General features: G+C 68.8%; 14 protein-coding genes. 6 read left to right on the top strand and 8 right to left on the bottom strand.

Going from position 1 to position 14707, the window contains the following annotated elements:
* Positions 1-3 precede the first annotated feature (3 nt).
* From pheS to EV640_RS12375, 6 genes are all read right to left on the bottom strand, one after another.
* The gene (gene pheS, locus EV640_RS12400) at positions 4-1053 is read right to left on the bottom strand and encodes a phenylalanine--tRNA ligase subunit alpha (protein ID WP_133726578.1); all 1050 of its coding nucleotides are present in this window, start codon (positions 1051-1053) and stop codon (positions 4-6) included.
* 50 nt (positions 1054-1103) lie between these two features.
* Positions 1104-2147, bottom strand: coding sequence for a hypothetical protein (locus tag EV640_RS12395; protein ID WP_133726577.1), 1044 nt, complete (start codon positions 2145-2147; stop codon positions 1104-1106).
* 206 nt (positions 2148-2353) lie between these two features.
* Positions 2354-4141, bottom strand: a complete 1788-nt coding sequence (locus tag EV640_RS12390) for a glycoside hydrolase family 13 protein (protein ID WP_084479724.1) — start codon at positions 4139-4141, stop codon at positions 2354-2356.
* On the bottom strand, positions 4138-5058 hold the full coding sequence (locus tag EV640_RS12385; RefSeq protein ID WP_036477546.1) for a carbohydrate ABC transporter permease: 921 nt from the start codon (positions 5056-5058) through the stop codon (positions 4138-4140). Before EV640_RS12385 ends, EV640_RS12390 begins: the two co-directional genes overlap by 4 nt.
* Positions 5058-5996 (bottom strand): carbohydrate ABC transporter permease, encoded by a 939-nt coding sequence (locus EV640_RS12380; protein ID WP_036477548.1) that lies wholly within the window; start codon positions 5994-5996, stop codon positions 5058-5060. Before EV640_RS12380 ends, EV640_RS12385 begins: the two co-directional genes overlap by 1 nt.
* A 1-nt stretch (position 5997) precedes the next feature.
* Positions 5998-7275, bottom strand: coding sequence for an ABC transporter substrate-binding protein (locus EV640_RS12375; protein ID WP_036477552.1), 1278 nt, complete (start codon positions 7273-7275; stop codon positions 5998-6000).
* A gap of 128 nt (positions 7276-7403) precedes the next feature.
* Between EV640_RS12375 and EV640_RS12370 the strand changes: the two genes are divergently transcribed.
* The 5 genes from EV640_RS12370 to EV640_RS12350 all read left to right on the top strand — a co-directional run bounded on the left by EV640_RS12370 (position 7404) and on the right by EV640_RS12350 (position 12561).
* A complete protein-coding gene (locus EV640_RS12370; RefSeq protein WP_036477554.1) occupies positions 7404-8636 on the top strand; it encodes an ROK family transcriptional regulator in 1233 nt (410 codons plus the stop codon).
* 113 nt (positions 8637-8749) lie between these two features.
* On the top strand, positions 8750-9580 hold the full coding sequence (locus tag EV640_RS12365) for a CDP-alcohol phosphatidyltransferase family protein (protein WP_133726576.1): 831 nt from the start codon (positions 8750-8752) through the stop codon (positions 9578-9580).
* Positions 9580-10668 (top strand): glycosyltransferase family 4 protein, encoded by a 1089-nt coding sequence (locus tag EV640_RS12360; protein ID WP_133726575.1) that lies wholly within the window; start codon positions 9580-9582, stop codon positions 10666-10668. Before EV640_RS12365 ends, EV640_RS12360 begins: the two co-directional genes overlap by 1 nt.
* Positions 10623-11576 (top strand): class I SAM-dependent methyltransferase, encoded by a 954-nt coding sequence (locus EV640_RS12355; protein ID WP_133726574.1) that lies wholly within the window; start codon positions 10623-10625, stop codon positions 11574-11576. The genes EV640_RS12360 and EV640_RS12355 overlap by 46 nt, the downstream gene beginning before the upstream one ends.
* A gap of 13 nt (positions 11577-11589) precedes the next feature.
* Positions 11590-12561, top strand: coding sequence for a lysylphosphatidylglycerol synthase transmembrane domain-containing protein (locus EV640_RS12350; RefSeq protein ID WP_133726573.1), 972 nt, complete (start codon positions 11590-11592; stop codon positions 12559-12561).
* 270 nt (positions 12562-12831) lie between these two features.
* Here EV640_RS12350 and EV640_RS12345 read toward each other — a convergent pair whose 3' ends face one another.
* Together EV640_RS12345 and EV640_RS12340 are read right to left on the bottom strand one after the other, a co-directional pair.
* Entirely contained in the window at positions 12832-13311 is a 480-nt protein-coding gene (locus tag EV640_RS12345; RefSeq protein WP_166645923.1) for a (deoxy)nucleoside triphosphate pyrophosphohydrolase, read from the bottom strand.
* A gap of 11 nt (positions 13312-13322) precedes the next feature.
* Entirely contained in the window at positions 13323-13844 is a 522-nt protein-coding gene (locus EV640_RS12340; RefSeq protein WP_243832317.1) for an SRPBCC family protein, read from the bottom strand.
* Between the two features lie 170 nt (positions 13845-14014).
* Here EV640_RS12340 and EV640_RS12335 point away from each other — a divergent pair, with 170 nt between their 5' ends.
* Positions 14015-14647, top strand: coding sequence for a YitT family protein (locus tag EV640_RS12335; protein WP_036477110.1), 633 nt, complete (start codon positions 14015-14017; stop codon positions 14645-14647).
* The last annotated feature ends 60 nt before the right edge of the window (positions 14648-14707 follow it).

The following is a 14707-nucleotide window of genomic DNA, read 5'->3' as shown; positions in this document are numbered from 1 at the left end:
GTCTCAGACCTCCATTCCGAAGTGCTGGCTGAAGCGGATGTCGCCTTCGATCATGTCGCGCATATCGGGGACCCCGTTGCGGAACATCAGGGTGCGCTCGATGCCCATCCCGAAGGCGAATCCGGTGTACTCCTCCGGGTCCACTCCGGCGGCGCGCAGCACGGCGGGATTCATCATGCCGCAGCCGCCCCATTCCACCCAGCGCGGGCCGCCCTTGGCGTGGGCGTGCCAGACGTCGAGCTCCGCGGAGGGCTCGGTGAACGGGAAGTAGCTCGGGCGCAGCCGGATGGCGGCGTCGGGACCGAACATCTGCCGGGCGAAGTGCTCCAGGGTGCCCTTCAGATCAGCCATGGTCAGGCCCTTGTCCACCGCAAGGCCCTCGAACTGGTGGAACACCGGGGTGTGAGTGGCATCGAGCTCGTCGGTGCGAAAGGTCTTTCCAGGGCAGAGCACGTAGACCGGCAGCTCACGGTTGAGCAGCGAGCGGATCTGCACGGGGGAGGTGTGGGTGCGCAGCACCAGGTGCGCCTCCGGGGGCTCCACGAAGAAGGTGTCCTGCATCTCCCGGGAGGGATGGTCCGGGGCGATGTTCAGCGCATCGAAGTTGAACCACTCGGACTCCACCTCGGGACCTTCGGCGATCTCCCAGCCCATGGCGATGAAGACGTCGGAGACCCGCTCCTGCAGCACCGAGAGCGGGTGCCGGGCACCGAGCGGACGACGACGCGGCGCGGCGGTGACGTCGACGGTCTCCTCCAGCAGGATCCGCTCCGCGTGCTCGACCTCGAGCACCTGGGTGCGCGCGGCGAGGGCCTTCTGCATCTTCCCGCGAGCGCCGCCGAGCAGCTTGCCGGCGGCGGCCTTCTCGGTCTTGTCCAACGAGCCGATCGCCCGGTTGGCCAGCACCAGCGGCGCCTTGTCTCCGGTGTGCGCGAGCCGTGCGGCCTTAAGCTCCTCGAGGTCTCCGGCTGCGGCGAAGGCGTCAACGGCCTGCTGCACAGCATGGTCGATGGCGGATTCATCCAGCGGATGCGGTGTTTCGGGCGTGGACATTCTGCTCCCGGGTCAGGTGGGTGGAAACAATCCCGGTCAGTTTATGCGGGTCACTGGTAGGACACGAACCACGGTTTGGGCTCGACCTGGAAGGTCTGCTCCGAGGTGAAGGTCGGCGAGTCCTCGTCGTAGAAGTTCTTCCAGCCGAGCCAGATGTCCTCGCTGAGGTCCTGCTGCAGGGTCTCATAGGTCTCGGTCTTCATCCCAGGTGTTCCGTGGCCGTCGGCGTGCAGCAGGAGGGCGAGCTCCTCGTGGGAGGTGTCGATGTCCTCACGGTCCGAGATCATGGAGTGCTTGAACTGGTGCAGCACCAGCATCTTCTGCGGAAGCTCGTGCTCTCGGGTCAGCTCCGCCAGCCAGTCGGAGACCTGATTGATCTCCTCGGCGCTGACCGAACCGATCTGTTCCATGTGTCGCTGACCCTCGCTGAGCCGCCACTCCGGGTCCAGCGCCAGACCGACGTGGGGCTGGGCGAGGAACTCCTCGTATTGCTGGGCCTGGTCCAGGAAGCTTGCGTGGCCCGGCTGCAGGTCGAGCACCACGTAGATGTCCTCCTCCGCGGCCAGGTCCACCCAGGGCTCGATGAGCTCCGGGTCCAGGGCGTTGGTGTAGTTCCCGTCCACGCCAGGCTCGGTGATCGCGATCGAGGTGATGATCTCGAAGGCCGGCTGGACCGGCTCCTCAGAGTGTTCCTGGTACTGCTCGGCGTAGAACTTCACCCGCTCGGCGGCCTCCTGGGGGGTGCCCTCGCCGAGGACTCCGAGCGCGGGGATGCCGGGCGCGCCGTAGGCGGCGAGGAAGCGCCGGTCCGGGAAGAGCGTGTCGCCTCCGCCCGGGAGCTCGGCGGGCTCAGCCTCGGGCTCGGCCTCGGGCTCCTCCCCGTCAGCTGAGCCTTCAGCATCGGATGAGTCCTCCCCCGCAGCTGACTCTTCGGCGTCGCCATCACCTTCCGGGGTGGCGCCGGGCTGTTCCGCGGCGGCGTCCTGAGGTGCCTCCGCGCTGGCGCCGCAGGCTGGCAGGGTCACGGCGAGAAACATGGCGCTGAGCAGGAGTCCCGGGCGCAGGGTCTGGGAGGTCGGGGCGGGGCTGTCCATGGCGTTCACGCTACCGGTGAACCACAGCGACCCTGGAATCGGGCTGTATTCGGGACTACCCAAGCGCCCAGTCAGGTTCGTCGCATCCCTATGCCATGTCCCATGGCTATGCACGGAAATAGCGATGGGACATGGCATAGGGATGCGACAGATGCTCCAGGGAGCCTGCGAGGGCACGGACGGGGCGTCCGGAGGGCCGGGACGAATCAGTGCTCGCGCAGCCAGACCGTGGTCTCCCCCGGCAGCACCTCCGAGTTCAGCGGCTGCGAGCTGACCAGCACCTCTCCGGCGGGCAGCGGGACGGCCTGCTCACCGAAGTTGGTCACGCAGATCCACCCCCCGGGACGGCGGAAGGCCAGCACCTCGGTGGTGGAATCTCCGGCTCCGGGCAGCTCGATCCACTCCAGGGTGTCCTCGCCCTGAAGCTCGCGACGCAGCCGCAGCGCACGACGGTAGAGGTTCAGCGTCGAGTCTTGCGCCGCGTCCTGCGCCTGCACGCTGTAGCGGGAGAACCACTCGGGCTGCGGCAGGTGCGCCTCGGCCTCGCCGAACCCGAAGCTCTGCCCGGCGCTGGACCAGGGCAGCGGGACCCGGCAGCCGTCACGGCCCACGCTGAGCCCGGGGCTGCGGAAGAACGTCGGGTCCTGCCGGTCGGCGTCGGGGATCTCGGCGACCTCGTGCAGACCCAGCTCCTCGCCCTGATAGAGGTAGGCGCTGCCGGGCAGGGCGAGTTCGAACAGCGAGGCGGCACGGGCCTTGCGCAGCCCGCTCTCGGCCTGCAGCTCCGGGGTGGCGCCGGCGGTGAGCAGCCAGTTGGTCCCTGCCTTCTCCTCACCCGAGGCCTTGGCCGGGAGCCCGTAGCGGGTGGCGTGGCGGACCACGTCGTGATTCGAGAGCACCCAGGTGCTGGAGGACCCGGACTTCGCGGCCAGCTCCAGGTTGAAGGTCACCGTCTCGCGGAACTGGGCGGCGTCGAAGCCGGCCTCGAGCAGATCGAAGTTGAACGCCTGGCCCAGGCCCTCGGCGGAGGCGTACTTCGGCCGCCGAGCGGAATCCACCCAGGCCTCGGCCACGCCGATCTTCGGCGGGTCGTATTCGTTGAAGACCCCGCGCCATTCGCGGTAGATCTCATGGACCTCATCGCGGTCCCAGATGGGGTGGGCCCCGTCCTTCGGCGTCGCGTCCAGCTCGGCCTGGCTCGGCAGGTTCGCCGGCAGGTCCTTGGAGAGTCCATGGGCGACGTCGACCCGGAACCCGTCCACGCCCCGGTCGGACCAGAAGCGCAGGGTCTGCAGGAAGTCCTCGTGGACCTCGCGGTTGTGCCAGTTCAGGTCGGGCTGCTCCTTGGCGAAGCTGTGCAGGAACCACTGGCCCGGTGTCCCATCGGGTTCGGTGATCCGGGTCCAGGCGGGTCCTCCGAAGATCGAGGTCCAGTCCGAGGGCGGCAGCTCTCCCGCCTCACCGGCGCCGTCGCGGAAGATATAGCGATCCCGAGCGGCCGAGCCCTTGGGCGAGCGCAGCGCCTCGACGAACCATTCGTGGCGGTCCGAGGTGTGATTGGGCACGATGTCCACGATCAGCCGGATCCCTGCGCCGTGCAGCGCGGCGATCATGGCGTCGAAGTCCTCCAGCGTGCCGATCTTGGGGTCGACGTCGCGGTAGTCGTCCACGTCGTAGCCGCCGTCGGCCAGCGCCGAGGGGTAGAAGGGGCTGAGCCAGACGGCGTCGACCCCGAGGTCCTGCAGGTAGTCCACCCGCTCGGTGATCCCGCGCAGATCGCCGATGCCGTTGCCATCGGCGTCGGCGAAGGAGCGCGGGTAGATCTGATAGACCGCGGCCTGGCGCCACCAGTGGGGGTCGGTGCCGAGTCCGGAAGCCGTGGTCGGGGCTGCTGCGGTGGTGGTGGATGACAAGGGTTTCTCGTCCTTTCGCTGTTGCGGGTGGGTCTCGGGTTCGTGCTTCTCGGAGCCTGCTTCCAGGCCCGAGCCGATCATTTGACGGCGCCCTGGGTGAGTCCGGAGAGCACCCAGCGCTGGGAGATCACATAGGCGATGATCGCCGGTGCCATCGCCATCAGGTAGGAGGCGAAGGAGACGTGGTAATTATTGCTGAACTGGGTCTGGAAGATCTCCTGGATCACTGGCAGCGTCTGCAGCGAAGGGTCCGCGATGATCAGTGAGGGCATCATGAAGTCGTTCCAGGATTTCAGGAACGCGAAGATCCCGACCGTGGCGCTCATCGGGGCCATCAGCGGGAAGACGATCCGCCAGAAGGCTCCTGCGGTGGAGGCGCCGTCCATCCGGGCGGACTCCTCCAGCTCCGCGGGAAGCGAGCGCAGGAACGCGGTGAAGAGCAGCGTGCTGAACGAGATCTGGAACATGATGTGCAGCAGCGCGACGCCCAGCGGGTTCGCCAGCTCGACCATGCCGGTGAGCTTGACCTGGGAGAGCGCGAGCACCGGGAACGGCAGGAACATCGCCGCGAGCAGGTAGTAGAACGCCCAGCGGTAGGCCTTCTTCTCCCAGTTTCGGGAGATCGCGTAGGAGGCCATCGCGCTGAGCAGGATCGTGCCGATCACCGTGGCCAGAGTGATCAGGATCGAGATCGTGAAGGCGCGGGGGAAGTCGGTCAGCGCCCAGGCGGTGGAGAAGCCCTCCACGCTGAACGGGGCCGGCAGCGCGAAGGCTTCGCCTTCCACTGCCTGCTCTCCGGTCTTGAACGCCATCGAGATGGTGACGTAGAAGGGCAGGATCACGGTGAGCGCGCCGAGCATCAGCAGCACCGTGGTGCCCCAGCGGTGCCGGTCGGAGCGTCGCGAGGTCGGCAGCGCGGCGCGCCGAGAGTTGTCTGTGGAGCGGCGCGGGGTGGTGCTGGCGGCGCCGCCGGGAATGGTGGTGGTGGGCAGGGTCATCAGATTCTCGCGTTTCCTCGGGTCAGGCGCAGCTGGATGAGTGCGATGGTCAGCGTGATCAGGAAGAAGATCGTGGAGTTCGCCATCTGATAGGCGTAGTCGCCGTTGTCGAAGCCGGAGAAGATCGTCATCGCCACCGAGCGGGTGGAGGTGCCCGGGCCGCCGTCGGTCAGACCCACGATGATCTCGTAGGTGCCCAGGAAGTCCTTGAACCCGATGATCACGTTGATCAGCACGAATCCTGAGATCAGAGGCAGGGTGATGCTGCGCAGCTGCTTCCAGGCGGAGGCCCCGTCGATGGCGGAGGCCTCGTAGACGTCCCGCGGCACGGTCATGAGCCCGGCGATGTAGATCAGCATGGCCTGCGGGACCGCCTGCCAGGCGGTCACCAGCACGATCGAGATCCAGGCCAGGTCCGGATCCGCGAGGATCGACTCCTCAAGGACTCCGAGCTGCAGCGCCTGGGCGGTGGCAGGGACCGTATTGGCGAAGATGAACTGGAAGACGAAGGCGATGATGATCCCGGAGACCACCATCGGCATCACGAAGATCGTGCGCAGCGCGGTCTTCGCCCGGATCTTCGAGGTGAGTCCGATGGCGAGGGTCAGAGCGACCACGTTGACCAGTATCACCGTGCACAGCGCCACTCCGATGGTGAATCCGTAGGAGGACAGGATCGCCGGGTCGCTGAACATCACCAGGTAGTTGTTGAGTCCGACGAAGTTGAACTCCCCGAAGCCCACCGAGTCGGTGAAGCTGTAGAAGATGCCCATCGCGGCCGGCATGGTGATGCTCAGCGTGAACAGCACCAGGGTGGGCAGCAGGAACCAGAGGTAGACGCGATCCGTGCGGGGCCGACGTCGAGGGGCGGGTCGGGACCTGGGGCTGACCCCGGTGGGGGCCTCCGCGGTCCGCGGCGGGGTGGTGGCAGTGGTCATGTCAGGCCTCGGTCTCTGAGCGTCGAGCCAGTCGGGCCCAGTCCTCGTCGAGAGTCCGCAGCGTTGCTTCCAGACTCTGACCGGTGACTATTCCCTGGGCGTAGTTCTCGAACGGGATGGTGCGCGGGATGGCCTGGGACACTCCCTGGTAGAAGGCGGCGCGGTCCACGAAGCCCTGCAGGTCCTGCAGCCGGGCATCCTGCACCGCGGGGGCATCCTCGCGGACCCCGAAGGCGAGGTTGTCCTGGTTATAGGCGTCGGCGATCTCTGGGGTGATCAGGTAGCGAAGCAGCTCCCGCGCGGGTTCCTGGGCGTTGGATGCCTCGGGCACCCAGAGGGCGAGGTCGAGGTTGACCCGGACCTTCAGATCCTCGGGGTCCTCGGTCATCGGCAGCGGGAAGATCCCGATCCGCGCATCGGGGTTGATCGTGGCGATCTCGCCCAGTGCCCAGGGGCCCTGCAGGTACATCGCGGCATCGCCGCGGGCGAAGCCGACATTGCCGTCTCCGTAGCCTCTGCTGGCGGCACCGGGCTGGGAGAACGCCGCGATCTCGAGCATCTGTTCCAGGGGTTCGCGCAGGGTGCGGGAGAACGAGACCGGCGCATCGGGGCCGGCGTCGGCGCCCTGGGCGCGCAGCTGCTCGAAGAACTCGGCGACGTCGAGCCTGCCTCCCACGCTGTAGTCGACCAAGCCCTGCGCCACGGTCCAGGGATCGGCGTAGGTGGAGTAGATCGGGGTCACCCCGGCGTCCTCAAGCGCGCCGCAGACCTCGAGGAACTCGGAGTAGGTGGTGGGGATCGACAGGTCGTGCTCGGCGAAGATCTCCTCGTTGTAGAGCACCGCGGCGGCCATCATCGAGTACGGGATCACGCTGGTGCGCCCGGGATAGGTCGGGTACTGGTCGATCAGATCCTGGATGCTCGGAGCGATCCGAGCCTCGCCGGCGAGATCTGCAAGGTCGGAGAAGGCACCGCGTTCTTGGAAGCGGACGATCTCGTAGTTGTAGTTCAGACAGCCCAGGTCTGGCGGGTTGCCGCGGGCGAACCCTGCAGAAAGCCCTGAGGAGGTGTCGTGGACCGCCCGCACGCCCGAGGCCTGCTGGTTGAAGTCCTGCACCAGGCCTCCGAAATACGGGATCGCTTCGGGCTTCGACTGATGGAACGAGACCTCTGGGACGCCGCGGCCGGTGGCGCAGCCGCTGAGTCCAGCGGCGAGAGCTGCCCCGGCCAGGCCGCCGAGAAAGGCCCGCCGCGAGGGTGTGGGTGGAGCGTGGCTCACCGGATCCCCCTTCTGTGAGCTGGAACACTAAAACTTCATGTCCGGACTAAATATAGAGTCTTAATATAAGCAATGCAATAATGACTGTGAATTCTCTTTGCGGCATCTCAGACCGGAAGCAGGCCCCCATGAGTCAGACGCCTTCCCCTGGCCCGGCCGGCTCTTCCCAGCTGATCCGGCAGCTCAATGCGCAGCGTGTGCTGGGCTGCATGTGGGGCCGCGAGCCCAGCACCGCCACGGAGCTGATGCACGCCACCGGACTCACCCGCGCCACGGTCCTGACCCTGTGCCGAGACCTCACCGAACAGGGCTGGCTGCAGGTCTCGGAGAACTCCCGGCAGGCCGGTCAGTACACCAAGGGGCGCCCTGCGCTGCGGTATGCCTTCCGCGAGGACGCCTGCCATGTCATCGGCGTGGACGCCGGCCTGCACCAGGTCACCGCGGCCGTGGCGAATCTGCGCGGCGTCGAGATCGGCTGCGCCACTCGACCCTCGAATCCGGAGGGATCCGAGGCTCCGCTGCAGCCGGCCCCAGAACGACGACGCACGATCCTGGACACGATCGACGCTGCCCTGGCACAAGCCGATCTCACCCACGCCGACGTCGCCTGCCTGGTCATCGCGGTGCCAGCGCCGGTGGACTCTTCGGGAGACTCCCCCAAGGGACTCAACGCGTTCTGGGGCCTGATGAACCCCGAGCTGATCAGCCTGGGGGCCGAGCACGGCTGGGACTGCGCAGTGGACAACGACGCCAATCTCGCCGCGCTCGCGGAGTTGGACCTGGGGTCAGGCGCCGCGGAGGACTCCTTCGCCGTGATCCTCTCCGGGGAGCGCCTGGGCGCCGGACTCGTGATGGATGGGTCCCTGCTGCACCAGTCCCGCGGCGGCATCGGCGAGCTCGGCATGTTGGACCTGGTCCAGGGCGTCGAGTCCTCCAACGGCCTGGGCTGGTGGGCGCGGCACCTCGCCCGGGAGGCCCTGAAGCAGGCTCCGGGGCATGCGGGTCCGCTCGGTGCGGTGACCCCCGAGGAGGTCACCAGCGAACACGTCTTCGCGGCGGCCGAACAGGGAGATCTACTGGCCCTGGAGGTCATCGACCAGCTCGCGGACCGGTTGGCGCGGATCTGCGTGGTGCTCGCCGGACTGCTGGACCTGGATCGCATCCTGGTCTCCGGGGCGATCGCTCCGGCGCTGACCGATGTGGCTGCCCGCGCAAAGCACAAGCTCGCCCAGTACCTCTATGCTCCGTGGCTGCGGATCGAGGCCTCAGCACTCGGTGCCGACGCAGTCAGGCGTGGAGCGATCCGCCTGGCCGTGGATCGGATCAAGGACCAGGCGCTGCCCGGCGCCCCTGGGGCTTGAGCCCGGCGGCCCTGCGACATGCGCGTGGCGGCCCTGGGGCTTGAGCCATGCGGCCCTGGGGCTTGGGCCCGGCGGCCCTGCAGGTGAGGCGAATCCCGGCTAGATTATCTGCCATGGACACGACAGGGCGCGACCCCGATCAGCACCGGGACGCGACCCCCGAGCAGGGCCCTCCGGCAGCCGAAGCACCAGAGGGTGGAGCTCCCGTCGGCGCGCCGGTGGGCGGAACCAGCCGTGGCCGGGCAGCCCGGGACGCCATCATCCTGATCCTCGCCCCCGGGGCGGTGGCGCTGGCCCTGGCACTGACTCTGGCTCCGGATGCGGGAATCGGCCTGCTGATCATCGCGGCCGCGCTCATCGCCCCGGTCGTGGCAGCAGTCTCGCTGCTGCGGCGTCGACCCCGGGTCGTGACCACCGCTGACCGGGTGACCCTGCTGCGCGTGGGACTGGTCGGGGTGCTCGCGGGCGCCGCGGTGCTGATCCTCGTCGAGGCGATCCCCTCGCGCAGCTGGGCCCTGGCGATCCTCGCCGGAGTCGCGCTGCTGCTCGATGCCGTGGATGGCTGGGTGGCCCGGCACACGCACAGTTCCACCCCCTCGGGCGCCCGGCTGGACATGGAGGCCGATGCGGCCGCGCTGCTCGTGGTCTCACTCATCGCGGCGAGCACCGTGGGCTGGTGGGCGGTGGCGATCGGGGCGATGCGCTACCTCTTCGTGGCCGCCTCCCGCGTGCGCCCGGCGCTGCGCGGGCAGCTGCGCTACAGCCTGTTCCGACGCACGGTGGCCGCGATCCAGGCCTCGGTGCTGTGGGTCGCGCTGCTGCCGATCACCCCCGTCCCGTTCGCCGTGGCCGTCACCGGAATCGCCCTGACCCTGCTGGTCATCTCCTTCACCCGCGATGCGATCGTGCTGGAACGTTCGGCGCAGACCGAGACGCGGCGCTGATGGCGCAGCTCGCCTTCATCGTGCCCGCCGATCTTCCCGGACCCAGCGGCGGGCTGACCTATAACCACCGGGTGCTCGCGCAGTGGCGGGCCATGGGTCTCGAGGTCGAGGAGATCGCGGTCCCGGGCGCCTGGCCGAACCCCTCCCCCGCGGATCGCCAGGTGCTGGCCCATCACCTGGCCCAGCACCGGCAGGTGCTGCTCGACGGGATCATCGGCTCTGCGGCCCCTCAGGAGCTCCGCACCGCCGCCGCCTCGGGTGCGCAGATCTCGGTGCTGGTCCACCTGCCGCTGCCCGCAGAGTCCGGGCTGAGCCCCGAGGAGGCGCAGCGACTCACGCTCAGCGAGCGTGCCGCGTTGGGCTCCGCGCACTCGATCGTGTGCACCAGCGCCTGGGCTCGCGACGACCTGCGGGCGCGCTACGGACACGACCGGGTCGCCGTCGCGGAGCCCGGCGTGGACCGTGCTGCGCTTGCCCCCGGCGGCGCCGCGCCACGGCTGCTCTTCCTCGGGGCGGTGACGCCCCGGAAGAATCCCCTTGGCCTGCTGGGTGCCCTCGCACAGCTCTCGGAGCCGCCAGGGCACCCCGAGCCGACAGGGTCCCCCGAGCCGCAGTGGAGCGCGGTGATCGCCGGACCCGAGGGTCAGGATCCCGCCTATGCCGCGGCGGTCCGAGCCGCTGCGGCAGAGCAGCCGCACGGACGCGTCTCGGTGATCGGGGCCGCCGCCGGACCGCAGCTGGAGACCCTGTGGGCGGAGACGGATCTCCTGGTGCTGCCCTCCCTGGCCGAGACCTACGGGATGGTGGTCACCGAGGCGCTCGCCCGGGGGATACCCGCGCTGGTCGGCGCCGGCACCGGAGCCCAGGACGCTCTGCGTGGCGACCCGGCCGGATCCCGCGCCGAACTGCCCACGCCCGGGGCGGCACTGGATCCGCAGGACCTCCGCGCCTGGTCAACGATGCTGCGCGCCTGGCTCAGCGATGCGTCGCTGCGGCAGCAATGGCGCGACGCCGCGCAGGCCCACCGGGCTAGACTTCGGACATGGTCACACGCAGCGCAGGATCTCAGGACAGCGATCGAATGGTGACCCGACCGGTCCCCGCCGACTGGCTGGGCCAGCGCCGCCGCGCTGATCACCACGCCCGCGAGAAGGCGACCCCGCTGATCGAGACGCTGCTCATGCGACTCCACGAGCTGCTTCCGGCCAGCGCGGAGCAGCCCGGCGCAGCGTCCGACGGCGCGGCCGCCCAGGAGTCCGCCTCGGCATCCGACTCGGGCCCCGCCGCGGCAGCCGCCGCGGTGCATGTCATCGACGTCGGGGCCGGCACCGGCTCCAACCAGGCCTGGCTGGCCCCGCGGCTGGCGGTGGCGCAGCGCTGGACGCTGCTGGACCATGACGCGGATCTGCTCGAGGTCGCCGCGGAGGATCCCTCCGCCGCTGGTCCGGGCGAGACCACTCGGGTGCTGGGCACCATTGAGGATCTCCCGAGCCTGACCCATGGTGCAGAGATCCAGCTGGTGACCTGTTCGGCCCTGCTGGACCTGCTGCGCCCCAGCGAGGCCGAGGTGCTCGCCGATGCGATCGCCGGCCCCGAAGCCGGAGCTCATGTCACGGCGCTGCTCAGCCTGACGGTGACCGGGCAGGTGGAGATCGCGCCGGGCCACCCCAGCGACGCCGTGATCACCGAGGCCTTCGATGCCCACCAGCGCCGCGACGGCCTGCTCGGGCCCGACGCCGCGCAGACCGTGGCGCAGCTGCTGCGCGATCGCGGCGCCGAGGTGACGCTGAGTGCCACCGACTGGGCGCTGGACTCCACCGAGGCGGCGCTGATCCAGCGGTATCTCGGGGACCGCGCCGCGGTGGCCGTGGAGCACGATCCCTCGCTGGCGGGCCTGGCGCAGGAGTGGGTCTCCGCGCGCGAGGCTCAGCTCTCGGCGGGCGAGCTGCGGGTCCACGTGGGGCACCTCGACCTGCTGAGCCTGCCAGGCACCTGAACCCGGTGACCCGATGAGCCTGGACCAGCGCAGCCAGATCACCCGCCGCGGACACACCGCGGTGTTCGCCGTCCTACAGGTCGCGATCACGGTGGGGATCTTCAGCTTCCTCGTCGCCCAGTGGGGCATGAATCCGTTCATGGACGCATTCCGGCTGCTTCCGCTGTGGATCTTTCCGGCTGCGATGCTGCTCGGAGGCGTCGGTGTGCTCACACAGGCACTGCGCTGGCGCGTGATCGCGAGGCATCATCAGATCAGCGTCGGCGTAGGCCCCGCGGTCGCCCGCTGCTGGCAGGCGGCGTTCCTCAACGGGGTGCTCCCCGGAGGTCTGGCCGGTGACGCGCTGCGCGCCGCCGATGACAGCAGCGACGCCGAGGTCAAGGCCGGTGGCAGCGCCTTGCGTCGGGCCTTCGCCGCCATGGCTGCGGAACGCCTGATGGGCACCGCGGTGGCGTTCATCGCCGCAGGCCTGGCCCTGCTGGTGCTCGCCCCGTTCGTCGGGCTCGCCGCCCTGGGCGTGGCGACCGTCGCCGTCGTCGTGGCCTGGAGGTGGCTCAAGCCGCTCTCCCGCGGAGACCTCCTCCAGGTGGTCCTGCTCTCCGCCGCCGGGTGGGCGGCCTTCGCCACGCTTTTCGCTCTCACGATTCTCGCCGTGACCCCCAGCATCCCGCTGGCCTGGGCGCCGGGATTGGCCGCGGTCGCGATCGCAGGAATGTCCGTGCCGCTGGGATTCGGCGGCTGGGGACCTCGAGAGGCGGCCGCCGCCTGGGTGTTCTCACTGGCCGGTGTCGCCCCGCATCTGGGCGTGACCGCCTCGATCAGCTATGGCCTGCTCGCCCTGGCCTCCACGCTTCCCGGGGCGATCATCCTGGCGCTGCGGGTGATGCCGCGACTGGAGCGCGCCCGAATGGTCAGGCATCAGCGCGACGGCGGGGACCCCGGAGCGGACCCGAGGCGGCGCGATCCCATCGAACCTGCGTTCTGACAGTTTCCTCACAGGAAGCCTCAATAGGATCTGTCTTCGATAGCTGAACCTGGACGCTTGCCGGGTCGTAGAATAGGTGTTCTAATGGCTTTGCGCGATGGGAAGCGCGATGCGCGCAGAAGCCCTCCTCACTGCTTCTGCGCGCATCTCCCCCATACGATGAGCGCCCGGCTCCGCAAACCCGACTCAGTGAACCCGACTCAGTGAACCCGACTCAGTAGACCCAGTCCAGGGGACCCGGTTCAGCAAACGCGGCTGAGGACTCGCCGCCTATGAATCGCGATCCCGCAGCAGCTGTTCCACGATCGGGCGATCCGCCGGGATCCACGGGTAGTCCAGCAGCCGGGAGGTGACCGGCACCCAGTCCACCCGGTCGTGGTCCTGGAGTGGGAACGGCTCGCCGGCGAGGACCTCTCCGCGGAAGAGCCGCATCGCGGTCGTCTCCTTCAGCCACCAACCAGCCTCGGCCACGTAGCTTCCATGACCCCGCCCGATGACCTCGGCCTGCAGGACCACCTCGACGCCGAGCTCCTCCCTGAGCTCCCGGTGCAGACCCTGGTGCAGAGTCTCCCCGGGCTCAAGCTTGCCGCCCGGAAACTCCCACATGCCGGCAACAGATTCCGGGGAGGTTCTGCGGGCGATGAAGAGCTCGACCTCGTGCCCGGGGCGCCGGCGCATGAGCGCGGCGGCGACCACGGTCTTGGTGAACTGCGCGGCGGCGGTGAACTGCGGGACGGTCTGGCTCTCCATGGAGCCCAAGCTTAGGCGGAGGTCTCCACCACTGTCTTCAGGCGCGCAATGGAGCGGGCCAGCATTGCGGAGCTGGTGGACTTCGCCCGCGCGAGGCGCGACTCGTCATGGAGCTGGGACCAGTCGTAGGTGTGCGTGACCTCGGTGCCTCCGTCCTCGGTGGACGCCAGGGACCAGCGCCACAGGTGACCGGCCGGCGCCTCTCCGATGGTGGAGGGCTTCCAGGCGATGAGCTGGCCCTCTGAGAACTCCACCACATGGTTCTCGCGCACCTTGCCGTTGGTGAGCTCCATGCGGAAGACGTCGCCGACGTCGTGCACCCGCTGACCGGCCTCGGCCTGGGCGAGATTGTCGTTTCCGTCGAACTCGACCTGCAGGGCCGGGTCGGCGAGGAACTCGAAGACCACCGCGGGCAGCGCCGCGATGACCTCGCGCGCGCAGACCACACGTCCGCAGAACTCGGGGTCATAGGAGAGATCCTCTGCGCCATTCTCGCCGTACTGAGCCGCATGGGCAGGTGTCACAGCATCCATGGGGATGTCCTCGATTCGCCGTTGAAGTCTGGAATCCTCAGCTTACGCCGCCGCAGCTGGACGGCGTCTACAGATGAATCCCATCCGATGCCCCTGAGCCGCCGTGATGGTGCTCACTTCCCGCGCTCTTGCGCGCAGGACCGCATGGGAGCGGCTATAGGCTGACGCTCATGTCCGGATCCCAGAACGTTCCTCCTTGGCCAGAGGACAGCACCATCCCACATTCCCCGGCCGAGGATGTCTTCGGCGTCCTGATCGGCACCTTTCTCGCCTCGCTGGGCCTCTACGTGCTCCAGCAGTCTGAGGCCGTGACCGGAGGCACCGCCGGATTGGCGCTGCTGTTGACCTACGCCACGCCGTTGAACTTCTCCTGGCTGTTCCTGCTGGTGAACGTACCCTTCTTCGCACTGGCCATCTGGAAGAAGGGGTGGGGCTTCACCCTGAAGACCGTCGCCGCAGTCGCGATCGTCTCGGGCTATGCGCTGCTGCATGAACCGATGCTGGGCCTGGACGAGCTCAACCCGCTCTACGGGGTGCCGGCGGGCAACATCTTGATCGGCTTGGGCCTGCTCGCGATCTTCCGCCATGGCGCGAGCCTGGGCGGGTTCAACATCGTGGCACTCATCGCCCAGGAGCGGCTGGGGCTGCGCGCCGGGTATGTACAGATGAGCCTGGACGTGGTGGTGATCCTGCTGGCGCTCACCGTCGTCGCCCCGCTCAACGTGCTCTACTCCGCGCTCGGCGCGGTGCTGCTGAACCTGGTCCTGGCGCTGAACCACCGCCCCGGACGCTACCGCGCCTGAGCTGCCACCCGCCCTGTTCCGGAAGGCTGGGCTCAGGGCGGCGGACTCCTTGTCGCGGGT

The organism is Nesterenkonia aurantiaca, from assembly GCF_004364585.1.
GTDB lineage: Bacteria > Actinomycetota > Actinomycetes > Actinomycetales > Micrococcaceae > Nesterenkonia > Nesterenkonia aurantiaca.
Note: the sequence above shows the minus strand (reverse complement) of the source record. Positions and strands in the feature narration are given on the sequence as shown.